This is a genomic window from Algoriphagus yeomjeoni (genome assembly GCF_003259505.1).
Taxonomy (GTDB): domain Bacteria; phylum Bacteroidota; class Bacteroidia; order Cytophagales; family Cyclobacteriaceae; genus Algoriphagus; species Algoriphagus yeomjeoni.
This window is the reverse complement of record NZ_QLLK01000006.1, coordinates 14,506-30,684: the sequence shown is the minus strand read 5'-3', so window position 1 is coordinate 30,684 and position 16,179 is coordinate 14,506. Positions and strand designations below refer to the sequence as shown.

The window sequence follows — 16,179 nt, the reverse complement described above, 5'->3', positions numbered from 1 at the left end:
CAAAATTAAATGAATAATATGACAGCAGAAGAGCTGAGCAAAGTAATCATTAAAGGAATGGAGGAAAAAAAGGCCTCCGACATAGTTTTAATGGATCTAAGAAATATCAAAAACACAGTGACTGATTTTTTTGTTATTTGCTCAGGAAATTCTGACTCACAATTAGACGCTATAGCGGATTCTATTGAAGAGGAAGTGTTTAAAATTGGTCAAGGAAATCCATGGAAAAGTGAAGGAAAAAGTAGCCGTCAGTGGATATTAGTAGATTATGTGAACGTTGTGGCACATATTTTCCTTAAAGATAAAAGATCATTTTATGGATTAGAAGACCTTTGGGGGGATGCCAAAGTCACCCGAGTTGGATAAATACCAAAAACTTTCAGCTTAACCCTCCGTTTACCTTAAGTTTATGAAATTACCGTTATAAGAAATGAGCGATACTAAGAATAATAAAAACAAAAAATTCACCCCAAAGACACCTCAAAAACCCAATTTTCAGCTTTGGCTGATAATCGCTGCGGTTGCCGTACTACTAGGTCTTACTTGGATTCAGAATAGAAATGCAGTTGTAGACATAACTCAAAAGAGATTTGAGGACATGTATTTAGCTGGTGATGTCTCTAAAGTAACCATGGTCAAAAACATGGAGCGTGTAGATGTGACTCTTAAAACTGCTGCTTTATCCACCGATAAGTATAAGACTGAATTGGAGTCCAATTCAACTTTCTTTAACCCTCAAGGCCCTCACTATTCATTTGAAGTAGCCTCTGTAGACAAATTTGCACAGGATTTCGATACACTTAAGGAAGAAGTTCCGCAGGAAAACCGCATAGAGCTATCTGTTGCAACTGAAGAAAACTGGGGAAGCTACTTCAGTAGCTTTGGATTCTTAATTCTATTATTTGTCCTTTTCTGGTTTATGATGCGCCGGATGGCAGGACCTTCAGGACCAGGCGGACAAATCTTTAATGTAGGTAAATCAAAAGCTCAGTTATTCGACGCTGAAAACAAAGTCAAAATTACTTTTGACAATGTGGCAGGACTGGATGAGGCAAAAGAGGAAGTTCAGGAAATTGTGGAATTCCTTCAAAACCCAGGGAAATTCACCAAACTAGGTGGTAAAATCCCTAAAGGTGCTTTGCTAGTAGGCCCTCCAGGTACTGGTAAAACTTTGCTTGCAAAGGCCGTGGCGGGAGAAGCCGGTGTTCCTTTCTTTACGCTTTCAGGGTCTGATTTTGTGGAGATGTTCGTAGGTGTAGGTGCTGCCAGAGTTCGTGACTTGTTTAAGCAAGCCAAGGAAAAAGCGCCTTGTATCATCTTTATTGATGAGATTGACGCGATTGGTAGATCCAGAGGAAAAGGCCAAATGCCAGGCTCTAATGACGAAAGAGAGAATACGCTTAACTCTCTTTTGGTAGAAATGGATGGTTTCGGAACTGACACAGGAGTAATCGTAGTGGCAGCAACCAACAGACCTGATGTACTTGATAGTGCATTGTTGAGACCAGGTCGTTTTGATAGACAGATTTCTATAGACAAGCCAGATATCGTAGGAAGAGAAGCTATTTTCAAGGTACACTTGAAGCCTATCAAAACGGCTGATGACGTGGATCCGAAAAAATGCGCTGCACAAACACCTGGTTTTGCCGGGGCTGAAATAGCCAACGTGTGTAATGAAGCTGCTTTAATAGCTGCTAGGAGAAATAAAACAGCTGTAGATATGCAGGATTTCCAAGATGCCGTCGATCGTGTGATTGGTGGTTTGGAAAAGAAAAATAAGATCATCTCTCCAGAAGAGAAAAAAATTGTAGCATTCCACGAAGCAGGTCACGCAGTAGCAGGCTGGTTTCTGGAGCATGCTGATCCATTGGTCAAAGTAAGTATAGTTCCTCGTGGCGTAGCCGCGCTGGGTTATGCACAATACCTTCCAAAAGAACAGTTTCTTTATCAAACAGAACAGTTGATGGATGAGATGTGTATGACTCTTGGTGGTCGTGCTGCGGAAGAAATTATCTTTAAGAAAATTTCTACAGGAGCTTTAAGTGATCTGGAGCGTGTTACTAAGATGGCATATTCTATCGTGTCAGTTTACGGTATGAATGATAAAATTGGAAACATTTCCTTCTATGACTCTAAGGGAGATGGCTATAAAATGACCAAGCCTTACTCTGAGACTACCGCTGAGGTAATCGATGAAGAAGTAAGAAAATTGATTCAGTCAGCTTATGATAGGACGAAAGACCTGCTTACGCATAGAATCAAGGAATTAGATATTTTGGCAAAAGAGCTTTTGGAAAAAGAGATTTTATTCCAGGCGGATTTGGAGCGCTTAATTGGTAAAAGACCATTTGACAAAGAAACTACTTATCAGGCCTTCACGAATAAGAAAGATGTACCAAAGGAGCCAGACTTGATCTCGAAAGACGAGAAGAGCGAGTCTGAATCTTCAGATCCTTTAGTAGATCCTATACCGGAGCCGAATTCTGATAATCGAATTTTATAATATTAGCCCCGATTCATTCGGGGCTTTTTTATTTTGTTCCCGCTCGTTTATCTTTAGTTATGCAATCCCCCCCATTGGATTTTCCACTGAATGGAAAAAAACTCTATTTCGCATCAGATTTTCATCTTGGAGCACCAAATGATGCTGAAAGTAAAGTACGTGAAAAACGCATTATTCGCTGGTTGGATACCATTTCGGATGATGCTGCAGCAATCTTTTTAGTGGGTGATATCTTCGATTTTTGGTTTGAGTATGGGCAAGTAATCCCAAAAGGTTTTATTCCTTTTATTTCAAAAATCCACCAACTCAGAGAGCGTAGAATTCCTATTATTTTCTTCACCGGAAATCATGATCTATGGATGAAGGACTATTTCACCCAAGAAATGGGAATCCCTGTTTATACTCACCCTATTGAACTGAAGGTAGAAGGAAAATCTATATTGGTAGGGCATGGAGATGGTCTAGGACCTGGAGATAAGGCTTATAAAGTCATAAAAAAAGTCTTCACAAACCCGGTAGCACAGTGGTTATTTCGTTGGCTTCACCCCGACTTAGGAGTCAAACTTGCTAAAGGTTGGTCAGGACACAGTCGTATTTCTAATACTGAAAAAGACGAAAATCACTTTCTTGGCGAAGATGAATGGCTTTGGACATACTGCAAGGAACTTGAGGCAAAGAAGCATCATGATTTTTACATTTTCGGACATAGACACTTACCACTTGAGCTCGAAGTAGGTACAAAGTCCACCTATTTCAATCTTGGAGAATGGGTGACGCAAAACACCTATCTTTCCTTTGCCGCCAAAGAAGTTAAACTTTCATCCTTCGAAGGATGAGGGCCTTCATACTTCTCATCATTGGCTTGGTTCCGCTTTTTGCCTCGGCACAAACCGATGTAAAACTAGGAATTCCCCTCGCAGAGATTTCGCTCCAGAATCTAGACTTGATCTCCTTCGATACTAAAGACCAGTTATTTGCTAGCACTACCTCAGGAGACATTTATTTATTCAGTGCAGATGGCAAGCAATTGAACTTATTTTCTCCCGCTAGGCAGGGACGATTAAATCAACTGGAAGCTGCATGGACAGTGAACATTTTTAGCTTTTCGTCAGATCTGCAAGAGTATAGAATCCTGGATAGATTCCTTAATCCTTTGGCAGAAAAAGGCTTCTTCTTAGCAGATATAAACTTGGCGAAAGCAGCGACTTTGGGAAACAATAATATGGTTTGGGTATGGGATGAATCCGATCTGAATTTAAAATTATTGGATTTCAGAAGAAATCAGATCATTCAATCTCAGCCTCTTAATTTGATTCTGGAATCAAACGATTTGAGTGTCACTGAAATCAGAGAATTCAAGAATCGCTTGTTTATGAATGTGCCGGAAACGGGTGTTTTTATCTTCGATAATCAGGGGAACCTGATGCGAAAAATACAAATCAAGGGAATCAATAAGCTTTGCTATTACAACGAGCACCTCCTCTGGATCGCTGATAATAAGCTGGTGGCAATATCTCTCACTTCCAATGAAACCAAGACATTAGCTGAACTGGAAAGTCCAGGAGGAATTTACCTTCAAATCGGACAAGAAAGATTAGCAGTCGTTTTCAAAGACAAAGTAATTCTATATGCTACTCCTGATTGGTTAAAGGTATTGAAGTAAAGCGGTCTTGTTACTCCATCTTTCTTTACTCAATATTCAGAATTCAACATTTTCAAAAATCATCAAAGTCCAGCTGCAACAGAAGCAGGGCTACATTACAACATCGCTTCCTCTGTAAAAAACCCAAATCCTGCTCGGTTAAAAGAAAAATCAAAAAAAGGCCATTTCATTGCTGAAATGGCCTTTGGTACATTATCAATTGAGAGCTATTAGTTGACTTTCACCAACTCAATATCAAAGATCAAGTCTTTACCAGCTAGCTGGTGATTTGCATCTAATGTGATCTTTTCAGCATCCAAGCCCACAACTACTACTGGCATTGGCTGACCATTACCGCCCTGAAGTGTCAGTGACATTCCTATTTCAGGCTTAATATCAGCTGGCACTTGAGCAATTGGCACATCGATCATCATATCATCTCTTCGCTCACCGTATGCCTCCGCAGCAGGAATCGTTACGGTAACCTTGTCTCCTAGCTTCATACCGTCAACTGCAGTATCGAAGCCTTTAATCATATTTCCATCGCCTAAGGTAAATCCTAGAGGCTCACGATTTGCTGAAGTATCAAATACGCTTCCATCTTCTAATTTACCGGTATAATGCACTTGAACTGCATCTCCTTTTTTAGCTTGCATAGTCTTTTGTTTTAGTAAAGTACAAAGGTACAAAAATCTCTTAGGGATGAAAACCGTAGGGGTAATGTCCGATTTCAGCATAAAAGCGTACACAAATGGACAGTTCGTCTCCAAAAACCCACTTAATCCGCTTATATTAGGGTTGGCATCATTTTGCTATTAAGAAGATCAAACAATCAACCATGGAAACTCAAGATTTAGGCAAGATTCTTATCATCGATGATAATGAGGATTTACTCTTTGCCGCCAAAATGCTTTTGAAAAAGCACGCGAAAGAAGTAATGATAGAAAAGGACCCGCGTAGAATTCCTTTTTTGGTAAATAACAATAACTATGATGTAATCCTTCTGGACATGAACTTCCGGGAAGATACGACTTCAGGTAAAGAGGGGTTTCACTGGTTAAAGCAAATCAAAGAGATCGATCCAAAAGCTGTAGTAATACTTATCACTGCTTTCGGAGATGTGGAAATGGCTGTGCAAGCTTTGAAAGAAGGTGCTACAGATTTCATATTGAAGCCTTGGCAAAATGAGAAATTGATCGCTACACTATCTGCCGCCATCAGATTGAAAGAAAGCTACAATGAGGTAGATAAGCTGCAGAAGAAGCAAAAGCAGATGCAGAGCGACATGAAGAAGCCTTACACGGACATCATCGGTCAAAGTGCTTCAATGAAGAATATCTTTTCGATTATTGATAAAGTGGCTCAGACTGATGCAAATGTCTTGATACTGGGAGAAAACGGAACAGGTAAAGAATTAATTGCACGAGCCATTCATGATAGATCACTCCGAAAAGACGAGATTTTTGTAGGGGTGGATATGGGTTCCATCACCGAATCCCTATTTGAATCCGAGCTTTTTGGACATAAAAAAGGCGCCTTCACAGATGCAAAAGATGATCGTGCGGGCAGATTTGAGATTGCCGATAAAGGTTCTCTTTTCTTGGATGAAATAGGTAATCTTTCACTACCTCTACAATCGAAATTGCTAACAGTTTTGCAGCGTAGAGAAGTAACAAGAATAGGCACGAACAAGGCTCTTCCTGTGGATATTCGTTTGATCTGCGCAACCAATATGCCGATTCACGATAGTATTTCTGACAATTCATTTCGACAGGATTTACTCTACAGAATTAACACAGTAGAGATTTTCTTGCCACCACTTCGTGAGCGCCAGGATGACATCCCGATCTTGGCCAATCACTTTCTGAAAAGCTATAGCCAGAAATACCGTAAAAACTTTACAGGATTTACTTCCGCAGGATTGGATCTGCTACAGCATTATGCTTGGCCGGGAAACATCCGTGAGCTTCAACATGCTATCGAAAGAGCTATAATTATGGCTGAAGGCGACATGCTGGATTCAAGAGATTTCTTCTTCCTTTCCGCAAAGCCAGCTTCAGATAAAGCTCCAACTTCAGTCACGTTGAATCTCGATGACATGGAGAAAACTACCATTCAACGAGCAATAGATAAAAACGGAGGAAACATTTCTAAAGCAGCTAAGGAGCTTGGTCTGACCAGAGCATCCTTGTATAGAAGGCTGGAAAAATATGGACTATAAAGTTGGCTTACTTGGGAGAATCGCCTTTCTAGCAGCTTCTCTTTTTCTTCTTGCCTACGCTATGATCGATAGTTGGGGAGTATTTATGATTTCCCTACTTCTCGTTTTGGTCGTATTTCAGATTATCTATTTGCTCCGATATTCCGAAGGATCTTTCAAAAAAGTGCGTGTTTTCCTGGATAACATCAAGCAAGACAAATACTCCCAACTTTATCCTGTGAAGTTTGATGGAACAGAAACGGATGACTTACATATAGAATTCAACGCGATTCTCGCAAAGCTTAAAGAAGATCAAGCTGAGAAAGAAGCAAATTACCAATACTTCAGATCTGTCTTCAAACACCTGAGTATTGGACTGATCACTTTTGGTGAAAATGGCGGAATTCAAATAGTCAACACCGCTGCCAAACGAATTCTCGATGTAGAAGAATTGAAAAACATCGGGGAAATCGAGGGGATCAATAAAGAATTGCACCTTGCGATTAATAATCTTCGAACAGGCGGAAGTGAATTGATCAAGATCGCACATCCTGACGGCATCATGCAGCTTTCTGTTTATGTCATCGAACTGTTGATGCGTGGGGAGAAATTCAAATTGGTTTCGCTACAAAATATCCAATCTGAGCTGGAGGAAAAAGAGATGGAAGCTTGGCAAAACCTGGTCAAAATCCTGACTCATGAGATCATGAATTCAATTGCACCAATTTCTTCTTTGGCAGGAACTATCCAAGGAGAAATGGAAAGCAAAATCGAACATGTGGAGCAAATCACTCCTTCAGATATGGAGGATTATTTGATGGGAATTAGCACTATAGAAAAGCGTAGTCAAGGGCTGATCAGCTTTGTATCTGACTTCAGAAGCTTGGCACATATCCCTGCGCCGAAGTTCAGCAGTATTGCTATCGCAAAACTCTTCGATCAACTGGAAGTTTTACTTCAGCATCAGCTGGAAACATTGGATGTAGAGTTTATCAAAGAAATCAGTCCGAAGGAACTCATTCTATTCGGCGACCAAACTCAAATCGAACAAGTGCTTATCAATCTTACCCAAAATGCGATTCAAGCCGTGGAAGATTCTGAAGTGAAGCGAATCATCCTTCGGGCATTTATAGATGAGGCTGGGAAAATTATCTTAGAAGTAGCTGACACTGGCAAAGGAATCGAAGAAGAAGCTTTGAGCAAAATTTTCATCCCATTCTTCACTACCAAATCCAAGGGTTCTGGAATTGGCTTAAGTCTATCCAAACAGATCATGCGACGTCACAAAGGCAACATTCAGGTTCGCTCCACTCAGGGTGAAGGGACAACTTTTAAGTTGATTTTTAATGGGTAAGATTTAAATTCAGAAAGCTGAAATTAGAAAGCTTAATGATCTGGAATGTCATCACCGAGGTCAGACTCCCTGGTCTGTGTCCTCACAGACAAGGGAAATTAGATTGAAGTGTAAAAGCTGAGCTGCAATGGAAAATTAAGTAAAAACTGTCTTTTCAGAACTTGGCTCTGAATGAGTTAAAAGTAGTTAAGTAAAGTATCACCCCTTGATAAATCACCGTCATTGTCATGAATCTCAAATCCACTTTCATGAGAAATACTTTACTCTTCAGCTTCGTCTTGCTTTCTCAATTTTGCTTTGGGCAACTAAAATCAGTCAAGGGGAATTGGGTCTCGGAAAAAAACGAAACACTATCGATCTCCGATACTACAAACAATGATAACCATCTAGCAAGTAATGGAAATTCACGAAACCTCTATATAGAATTTCTAAATGACATACTAAGCTTTCAAGAGAGGTTTTATTCTAGCTCAGATAATTACAAAAAACTAAACGTAGTAAAATATGACCTGAAAATTGAAGAAGTGAATGATAGTCTCCTAATCGCTACACCTGTATCTGAAGCGTCTAAACGACTTTTCAAGTCTAGCGAAGCAATAACGTTCTTTAATCAAGAATTCATTCAAGACAGCTCTTTTGTCTTTGAGAAGCTAACTTTTCATACGTCTGCATGTTTTGGATCCTGCCCAGTCATACATCTTGAGATTTCATCGGACAAAACTCTTAAATACTCAAGCAATTTTTATAAGGAAAAGTCCTTCAATGAGACTGACACTGCACGTTCAGGGAATTTCACGGGTACACTCTCCGATAAACTATTCGATGAGCTAAGGGATTTGATTATCCAGTCAAAAATCACAGCACTGCAAGGTGGTCAAAATCAAATGCTATGTTGTGATGGGGCTATCAAAACCATAATCTTATACCATAATGGCCTTAGAACTTATTATAAAGTCATGTTCGAACCCAGGATACTAAGAGAGCTTATTTCATTTTTAACTACCATCGATCAAAATGTAGATCTTAAAAAGGTTGAGGAGAAGTTTTCTCTTGAAAGATAAAAACTGCTTTAACCGCTAAGTCCATTCAAATAGGAATTAATCGTAATCATTATCCTTTTATTCGTGCACACTTTTGTTCCTTTGCATAAAGACGAATATCACCTACTTGATCTTTTTAAACTCAAGTACAACCCACTTTCATGAACAAATACAAACAAATCGAAGCAGCAATCCTAGCGGCATCGAATATCCTTATTACTGCCCACAAATCTGCCGATGGTGATTCTGTCGGCTCCTCTTTAGGGCTATTGCATTTTATAGAAAAGCTAGGTAAAAAAGCCACTATCTGCCACCCTGACAAAGCGCCTGACTTTTTGGACTTTATTGACCTGTCTCCCATTATCACGATGGACCAAAAACCTGAGAAAGTCACTAAAGCGTTCATTGAGGCAGACTTGATCTTTTGCTTGGACTACAATTCCACTGACCGGGTGGGAAAGGAAATGCAAGTATTGCTAGAAGCAGCTACATGCACCTTGATCATGATTGATCATCATCAAGACCCGCAGGGCTTCACTTCATTGACGATTTCTGAAACATCTGCTTCCTCCACGGCAGAATTGATTGTGGAGCTGATTGAGCAGTCTGGAAATGAAGCAATATTGGATGAAAAAATCGGAACTCCTCTGTATTTAGGAATTCTGACTGATACGGGAAGCTTTCGCTTTAATTCCGTCAAACCGAGAACTCATGAAGTTCTTGCCAAATTGCTAGCTGCAGATGTCAAACATCATCTGATTCATGAATTGCTAAATGATACCAATACAGCAAGTCGGCTTCGCCTACAAGGATTTGCGATGTCTCAAAAGATGGAGATTTTGAATGAGAATACGGTTGCAATCATTCCACTGACCAAAGAGGAATTGGCAACTTATGACTACAAAAAGGGCGATACTGACAGTCTTGCAAACCTTGCTCTCTCCATCAAAGGAATTAAAGTAGCCATTATGCTTTCGGAAGGCGATGGTACGGTCAAACTATCTTTTAGATCAAAAGGCAAAGACAACCCAGTAAACACCCTAGCTGCAGCTCACTTTGAGGGAGGGGGACATATAAATGCCGCTGGTGGCATGAGTGAACTCTCTATGCCTGAGACATTAGATAAAATTAAGAGTCTGATTCCGGAATATTTTCCTGTTTAGATAGTCTGAGCTGTTAGTAGCTTTCAACATTTTCTTATTCAATAGATAAGTGCTGATTGCAAAAAAATTAAAAATTGAGTGTTGACAAAATTCAAAACGTTCGAGGTCAGAAAAAGACCTCAAACGTTAAGCCCCAGCGACGCTGTGAGAACCTCATAAAAAAACTCCGTGTATAAATCACGCGGAGTTTAATTGTTGGAGGCTTTTAACTCTTAATTAGTCTTTCAACGTCACTGTTCTGGTCACGTCATTGAATCCACCTGGGATCAAGTTTCCATCAGCATCAAGCAGTTCCAATTTAACAGTCACTTCACCTTTTGGTAGACCTTTAATTACATAAGGAGCCCATTCTGTGATCATAAATTCCTGACCGTTGATGGTAGCTCTTACTTTATTTCCATCTTCAGAAAGTGTAGTATTCAGCAAGAAGAAATCAAGCAATAAATTCTCTGTATCAGCGCCTGTATACTCACCTTTTGGACGGCTATAGATCATAGTAGGCTTGTCAAAATCCACATTCATATCATCGCTGGCAGTTCCAACAACCATCTTCTTAGCAATAAATGAATTCGCATTCTTTACTGACTCATGATATGATCTGCTCAAGAAAGCAACCAAGTAATGTGTTCCTTCAGGCATTTCTCTTTTGAATTCTGGCTCGTAGTGTGCTGAGTAAGGCTCATTATCCAAGATAAAATGGATATGCTGACCTTTGTCAGAATTGGCCAAATTCGCAGCCATTCCATTGCGTTCAGTTACTTCACCCAGCATGTAATCCTTCACATCAAAAGCAAAATCAACTTCTCCTGCTTTTGCAATGGTGGTATTGGATGGATTTTTAAGAGTTAAAGACGACGAGGCATAGGCAGGGGAATCTGTGAATTTCTCAATGGAGATTTCTGCCGGTGCAGTCATTTCTGTTTCCTCCATAACTACTTCTTCATTCTCTGCTTTTTTCGGTTGGCAACTTATAGCAATCAAAAGAGCTGCAGCAGCTGTACCTAATATCTTAACATTCATAATTTTCAATTTTAGTGTATTTGGTTTTCAGTATAACAGTATAAATTTCGCAAACGCTATTCCATAGAAGACTGAGCAAGCCTATAGATTTATTTTGGCTCCTAATCGACTAAAATTCAAACAAAGGCCTAGTGTTTTACATTCAATCTGAAGCGAAAATAGTCAAGAAGACCGCCTTAAACCAGTATTTAGACCAAATTCCACTGTTCTGGTAATGCATTCTATTATTGAATTTTTATCTATAAAATAAAAAGTATTTTTAAAATATTAATAGCCATTCAGTTAGCTGAGTCATCTATTTTCCCCAAATTGGGTAAAATCCTCAACTTGACTTTAACAATTCATCCTAACTCGTTGGCTTCAATAGGCAATATTTTGCTGGGGAGATTTGAAAAATGATAAACCTTGAAGTTATCATTTGTTGAATTTCAATCACTTGAGTTTCCAATCATAATGAATCCAATGGATTTTAAAAATGATCAAAAACAACCCATCTTTTGAACACAGATTCTTTTTTAATAACTAGTCAAATGAAAGCTGCCATCCGAAGATCATACGGTCCACCAAATACGATTACTGTTGAAGAAATCGAAAAACCTGTTCCAAAGGATGATGAAATTTTAATACGAGTTGTTGCTACCACAGTGAATCGTACAGACTGCGCAAATTTGACTGGTAAGCCTTTTATCATGCACTTAATGTTAGGTTTGGTGAAACCCAGAAAAATCGTCTTGGGGACTGATTTCGCTGGTGTAGTGGTTGCAATTGGGAAGAATATCGATTCATTTCAAGTCGATCAACGGGTTTTTGGTTTTACGGACATGGGACTGGAATCACAGGCTGAATACATGGCCATGATTCCTAAAGACAATCTCATCATCATACCTGACCCGATTGATTTCACGCAGGCCGTGGCCAGTCTTGAGGGAGCGCATTATGCACATTCTTTTATTCTTAAATCAGGAATTCGTTCTGGACAGAAAGTCCTAATCAATGGCGCCACAGGTGCAATTGGGTCAGCATTACTGCAGTTTGCGAGGACTTTTGATGTGCATATCACAGCTACTTGCAGTACAGAAAACATTGATCTGATCCGTTCACGTGGGGCTGATCAAGTTGTCGATTACACAAAAGAAGATTTCACACAGCGCGTTGAAAAATATGACCTTGTGTTTGATTCAGTTGGCAAAAGCACTTTTGGAAAATGTAAGCCAATTTTAGAGAAGAACGGAACCTACATTTCATCTGAATTAGGACCTTATTCCCAAAACGTTCTCTATGCCATCTTCACTCCTCTTTTTGGTGGTAAAAAAGTCAAATTCCCTATTCCATATCCTTTAGCGAAAACACTTCCTTATATCAAATCCAAAATTGAAACGGGACTTTTTAACCCTCTAATCGATCGTGAATATCCGCTTGACGAGATACCATCAGCTTATGAATATGTGATTTCAGGCAGGAAAATTGGAAATGTGATAATTAATCTATCAAAAGATTAAGTTTTTTAAGATGAGCACAAGATAGACTTCAGCTGTGCATTCCGATAATTATAATCCTTTGTAAACCAATCCACTTGCTTAAATTCTCTTAATTTATGTAGCGAAAATATCATCGCACGCGTCTTGGTATTGATTTAAAACTAAAACCAACAAATACGTATGATGAGTGTAAATTCATTTGCAATGAAGAAATTAAAATCACTAGCGACAGTAGCCTTGCTAGCCGGAACATTAGGATTAACCAGTTGTCTGGACAACGACGATATGATGGACTTTCCAGATGCAGGTTATATTTCCATTTACAATGGCGCCCCAAACAATACTGGCGTAATTGTCTATGCTGATCAAAACCAGGTAAATAATTTGCCAATTAAGTACAAGGATGTATTGGCCTACCAAAACTTCTTTCCTGGGGATAGACTATTCAAATTCTCTGATCCAAACTCTTTGACTTCACTTTTGGAGAAAGAGTACGAAATCAAGATAGATTCTGTGTACTCGATGTTTGTACTGGAAGAGGGGGGAGAATTGGATGCGGTGCTGGTAGATGACGATTGGTCCGAACCAAATGCTGATGAGGCACAAATCAGAATGATCAACCTATCTCCTGATGCAGGGTCGGTCACGCTAAAACTTGATGAGGTAGATGATCCATTCTTTGAAGGAATCGCATTCAAATCTAATTCAGACTTCGAAAGTCTGGATTCCGACACTTACAAACTAACTGTAGTTTCACCTACAGGAGAAGTGCTTGCTACCGCATCAAACGTAGAATTGATAGGAAATAGGGTTTATACACTGGTTCTTAGGGGCTACAATCAGTCCACCGAAAATACCAAAAAACTTGATTTGCAATTATTGACCAACTATATAGACTACTAAGTAGTCCAATTCCACAATGAAAAATCCCGGTCAGATCAGATCGGGATTTTTTTATTTTTGTACTTGTCCCGTCCTGAAATAGCTTTTTCAAATAATAGTAGTCAAAGTCCTAAAAGTATAACAGTTCTGATAATACGGGAGCTTTGAATTAAAATGACAAAGCATTTTTAATTAGTTTAGTCTACCCCAAGAAAATGTATTTACCCACTAATAGCCCCAATCTAATCATGCATAGATTTCTCAACTTGATCAAACTGAAACAACTACCATTAATAATCCTTTTTCTGGCCAGTTTTATCGCAGTTTCCTGCTCATCTGATCAAACAAAAATTGTCGATAAAACTGTAGGGTCTCTTACTTTGACCATCAATGACAAGGGGTCAGTAGTAAATCTTATTGATGCAACCACGGGTAAAGATTACATTCTCAAAGACACACTAGCTCCTCTGATGTCTATTCGGGTCAATAATAAAATGATCTATCCAAAATATGCGACAATAGAAAACGGCATCATAAACTTGACTTTTGAAAATGATGTGGTCGCAGAAGTTAAGATGGAAGAAAAAGAAACGCACCTCACATTTGAGTTAATTTCTATAACCAACAATGAAAACATAGAATTAATAGTTTGGGGTCCCTTCCCAACCACCATTCAAAAAACTATCTCTGAAACAGTCGGAGTGGTGCGGGATGATGATTTTGCTATCGGCATTCAAGCCTTAAACCTGAAGACTCTAGGAGGATATCCTTGGAATGAAAGTGATCGTATGCCAGAATTTGATTTCGTAAGAGAAGCTGAAACTGACAATATGCATCCAGAATCAGATGGCAGTGTGCTTTATAGAATTGAAGCTGCTGCCCCTCTACAAAATGGCAGTTCTCTGCAAGCGTACACTAGAAATAGAACCACTCAAAGAATATACTCAGATGTTGATCATGATATGATTGTTGCCCCGCCTTATGACGATGGTGGAGTTATTGGTTCCAAAATAGCTTTTTTTGGAAGTCCTGAACCAAAAACTTTGGAAACTATCGGGGCTATTGAAATCGCCGAGGGACTTCCTCATCCGATGATTGATGGGGAATGGGTGAAGACAAATCCTAATGCAGCCGCAGCATATCTCATTACCAATTTTACTGAGGAAACTGTAGATGAGGCCATTGCACTAACCAAGAAGGCAGGATTGAAATACCTTTACCATTATGGAAAAACATTTGAAACCTGGGGTCAATTCGAATTATACAAAGGTGAATTTCCAAACGGAATCGAAGGTCTAAAAGAATGTGTCGATAAAGCTGCTGAAGAGGGAGTTTATTTAGGTACTCATTTCCTATCAAATTTCATCCAAACAGATGATGCCTACGTTACCCCAATTCCAGATGAAAGACTAGCCAAAGTAGGAAGTTCAACCTTAGTCGATGACATAGACGAGACTGCTTCCACCATCACCATAGAGTCGCCAGAATTCTTCAATCAAATGAAGAATAATAATTTAAAAACAGTAATGATCGGCGAGGAATTGATTCGCTATGGAAGTGTTTCGGAAGCATCTCCTTGGCAATTGCTGGATTGTCAGCGTGGAGCATTTGACACTAAAGCCAGTAGTCACCAATCAGGAGAAAAGATCTCCAAGCTATTGGATCATGGGTATAAAGTATTCCTGAGTGATGCCGATTTGACCAAAGAAATGTCAGTCACAATGGCAAACTTATACAACCAGACTGGACTTCGTCAAATTTCCTTTGATGGTCTTGAAGGAAACAGATCAACTGGTTTGGGCTCTTACGGTGAAAGTTTGATGCCTTACACATGGTACACTAATTTGTCTGATGACTTAAAGAACCATTTGATCATTGACGCCAGTCGTACTACTCACTTTTTCTGGCACATTTACAGTCGTATGAACTGGGGCGAACCTTGGTATGCAGGTTTCCGCGAAAGTCAGACTGAATACCGATTTAACAATCAAGCCTATTTCCAAAGAAATTTCATGCCTGGCATGCTGGGTTGGTTTAAAATGACCCCAGAAACCAGCGTGGAAGATATGGAATGGATGCTCGCCAAATCAGCGGGTTATGATGCGGGTTATGCATTGGTGGCCGATCTGGAAACTGTTGATCAAAATGGCAACTCTGACAAAATTTTAGAATTAATTGGAGACTGGGAAAAATTGAGAATTTCCAACTCATTTACCGAAACTCAGAAAGAAGCAATGCGGAATAGCGACAAGGAATTCACCCTTAAAAATATCAACGGTTCGGAATGGAACCTGCAGGAAGTATATTCAGAGATTTACGTTCATGAGAAGAAAATCAGACAGCCAGGCGAACCTTTATATTCTACCTTAGAATTCAATAATCTGGGAAAGGAACAAGTGGTGCATTTCACTATGACTGCCATGAGCTGTGATGTAAGTGCTATTACGCTTGAGATTAATGGATACAAAAAAGTAGAGCTACCTGTGAGCATCAAAGAAGGCCAAACCTTAAAATATACTGGAGGAAAAGAATTGGTCTTATATGATGCCAACTGGCAGATCATCCGCAAATACGAAATTGACCTTTCTGATCTTAAAATCAATCAAGGTGAGAACGTAATCACTGCTGACAGCAACTTCGATCGAGCAGATAAGGATGCCAGTCTCAAAGTAGAAATCCGAACTTATGGAGAAGAGCAAAAAGTGGTTTTGAAAAGTTGACAATTTGCATCTTTTTATGTCCTGCTTCTGGAAAAACAGGACAACTGCTCAACCTTTCCACACATACCCAAAAAAGCCTTTCTGAAATTCAGAAAGGCTTTTTTGGGTAATTAGAACTTAACACTTTATTTAGGGTTATTATACTACCAACAAGGAAATTCCCTGCCAACTAAATAC

At 39.4% G+C, this 16,179-nt stretch carries 13 protein-coding genes; 11 read left to right on the top strand and 2 right to left on the bottom strand.

All coding sequences use genetic code 11. The features are described 5' to 3' along the window. Positions 1-18 precede the first annotated feature (18 nt). The 4 genes from rsfS (at position 19) to LV83_RS11310 (ending at position 4,166) form a co-directional block, all read left to right on the top strand. Complete coding sequence (gene rsfS / locus LV83_RS11325; protein ID WP_111611898.1) at positions 19-366, top strand: ribosome silencing factor; 348 nt, start codon at positions 19-21, stop codon at positions 364-366. Positions 367-430: 64 nt separating this feature from the next. Then, positions 431-2,503 (top strand): ATP-dependent zinc metalloprotease FtsH, encoded by a 2,073-nt coding sequence (gene ftsH / locus LV83_RS11320; protein WP_111611650.1) that lies wholly within the window; start codon positions 431-433, stop codon positions 2,501-2,503. Between the two features lie 59 nt (positions 2,504-2,562). Beyond that, on the top strand, positions 2,563-3,339 hold the full coding sequence (locus LV83_RS11315; protein WP_245947038.1) for a UDP-2,3-diacylglucosamine diphosphatase: 777 nt from the start codon (positions 2,563-2,565) through the stop codon (positions 3,337-3,339). Beyond that, a complete protein-coding gene (locus LV83_RS11310; protein ID WP_111611649.1) occupies positions 3,336-4,166 on the top strand; it encodes a hypothetical protein in 831 nt (276 codons plus the stop codon). Before LV83_RS11315 ends, LV83_RS11310 begins: the two co-directional genes overlap by 4 nt. Positions 4,167-4,375: 209 nt before the next feature. Here LV83_RS11310 and LV83_RS11305 read toward each other — a convergent pair whose 3' ends face one another. After that, positions 4,376-4,801, bottom strand: a complete 426-nt coding sequence (locus LV83_RS11305) for an FKBP-type peptidyl-prolyl cis-trans isomerase (protein ID WP_111611648.1) — start codon at positions 4,799-4,801, stop codon at positions 4,376-4,378. Positions 4,802-4,983: 182 nt separating this feature from the next. On the opposite strand from LV83_RS11305, the gene LV83_RS11300 reads away from it, so the two are divergent. From LV83_RS11300 to LV83_RS11285, 4 genes are all read left to right on the top strand, one after another. After that, positions 4,984-6,366, top strand: coding sequence for a sigma-54-dependent transcriptional regulator (locus LV83_RS11300; RefSeq protein ID WP_111611647.1), 1,383 nt, complete (start codon positions 4,984-4,986; stop codon positions 6,364-6,366). Continuing rightward, the gene (locus LV83_RS11295; RefSeq protein WP_111611646.1) at positions 6,356-7,699 is read left to right on the top strand and encodes a sensor histidine kinase; all 1,344 of its coding nucleotides are present in this window, start codon (positions 6,356-6,358) and stop codon (positions 7,697-7,699) included. The genes LV83_RS11300 and LV83_RS11295 overlap by 11 nt, the downstream gene beginning before the upstream one ends. 248 nt (positions 7,700-7,947) lie before the next feature. Then, complete coding sequence (locus LV83_RS11290) at positions 7,948-8,760, top strand: DUF6438 domain-containing protein (protein ID WP_111611645.1); 813 nt, start codon at positions 7,948-7,950, stop codon at positions 8,758-8,760. A gap of 140 nt (positions 8,761-8,900) precedes the next feature. Then, the gene (locus LV83_RS11285; protein WP_111611644.1) at positions 8,901-9,902 is read left to right on the top strand and encodes a DHH family phosphoesterase; all 1,002 of its coding nucleotides are present in this window, start codon (positions 8,901-8,903) and stop codon (positions 9,900-9,902) included. 216 nt (positions 9,903-10,118) lie between these two features. Here LV83_RS11285 and LV83_RS11280 read toward each other — a convergent pair whose 3' ends face one another. Continuing rightward, complete coding sequence (locus LV83_RS11280) at positions 10,119-10,922, bottom strand: hypothetical protein (protein ID WP_111611643.1); 804 nt, start codon at positions 10,920-10,922, stop codon at positions 10,119-10,121. Between the two features lie 530 nt (positions 10,923-11,452). Between LV83_RS11280 and LV83_RS11275 the strand changes: the two genes are divergently transcribed. The 3 genes from LV83_RS11275 (at position 11,453) to LV83_RS11265 (ending at position 16,002) form a co-directional block, all read left to right on the top strand. Further along, a complete protein-coding gene (locus LV83_RS11275; RefSeq protein WP_111611642.1) occupies positions 11,453-12,421 on the top strand; it encodes an NAD(P)-dependent alcohol dehydrogenase in 969 nt (322 codons plus the stop codon). 183 nt (positions 12,422-12,604) lie between these two features. Next, positions 12,605-13,303 (top strand): DUF4397 domain-containing protein, encoded by a 699-nt coding sequence (locus tag LV83_RS11270; protein WP_158530558.1) that lies wholly within the window; start codon positions 12,605-12,607, stop codon positions 13,301-13,303. A gap of 227 nt (positions 13,304-13,530) precedes the next feature. Beyond that, the gene (locus LV83_RS11265; RefSeq protein ID WP_111611640.1) at positions 13,531-16,002 is read left to right on the top strand and encodes a hypothetical protein; all 2,472 of its coding nucleotides are present in this window, start codon (positions 13,531-13,533) and stop codon (positions 16,000-16,002) included. Positions 16,003-16,179 lie beyond the last annotated feature (177 nt).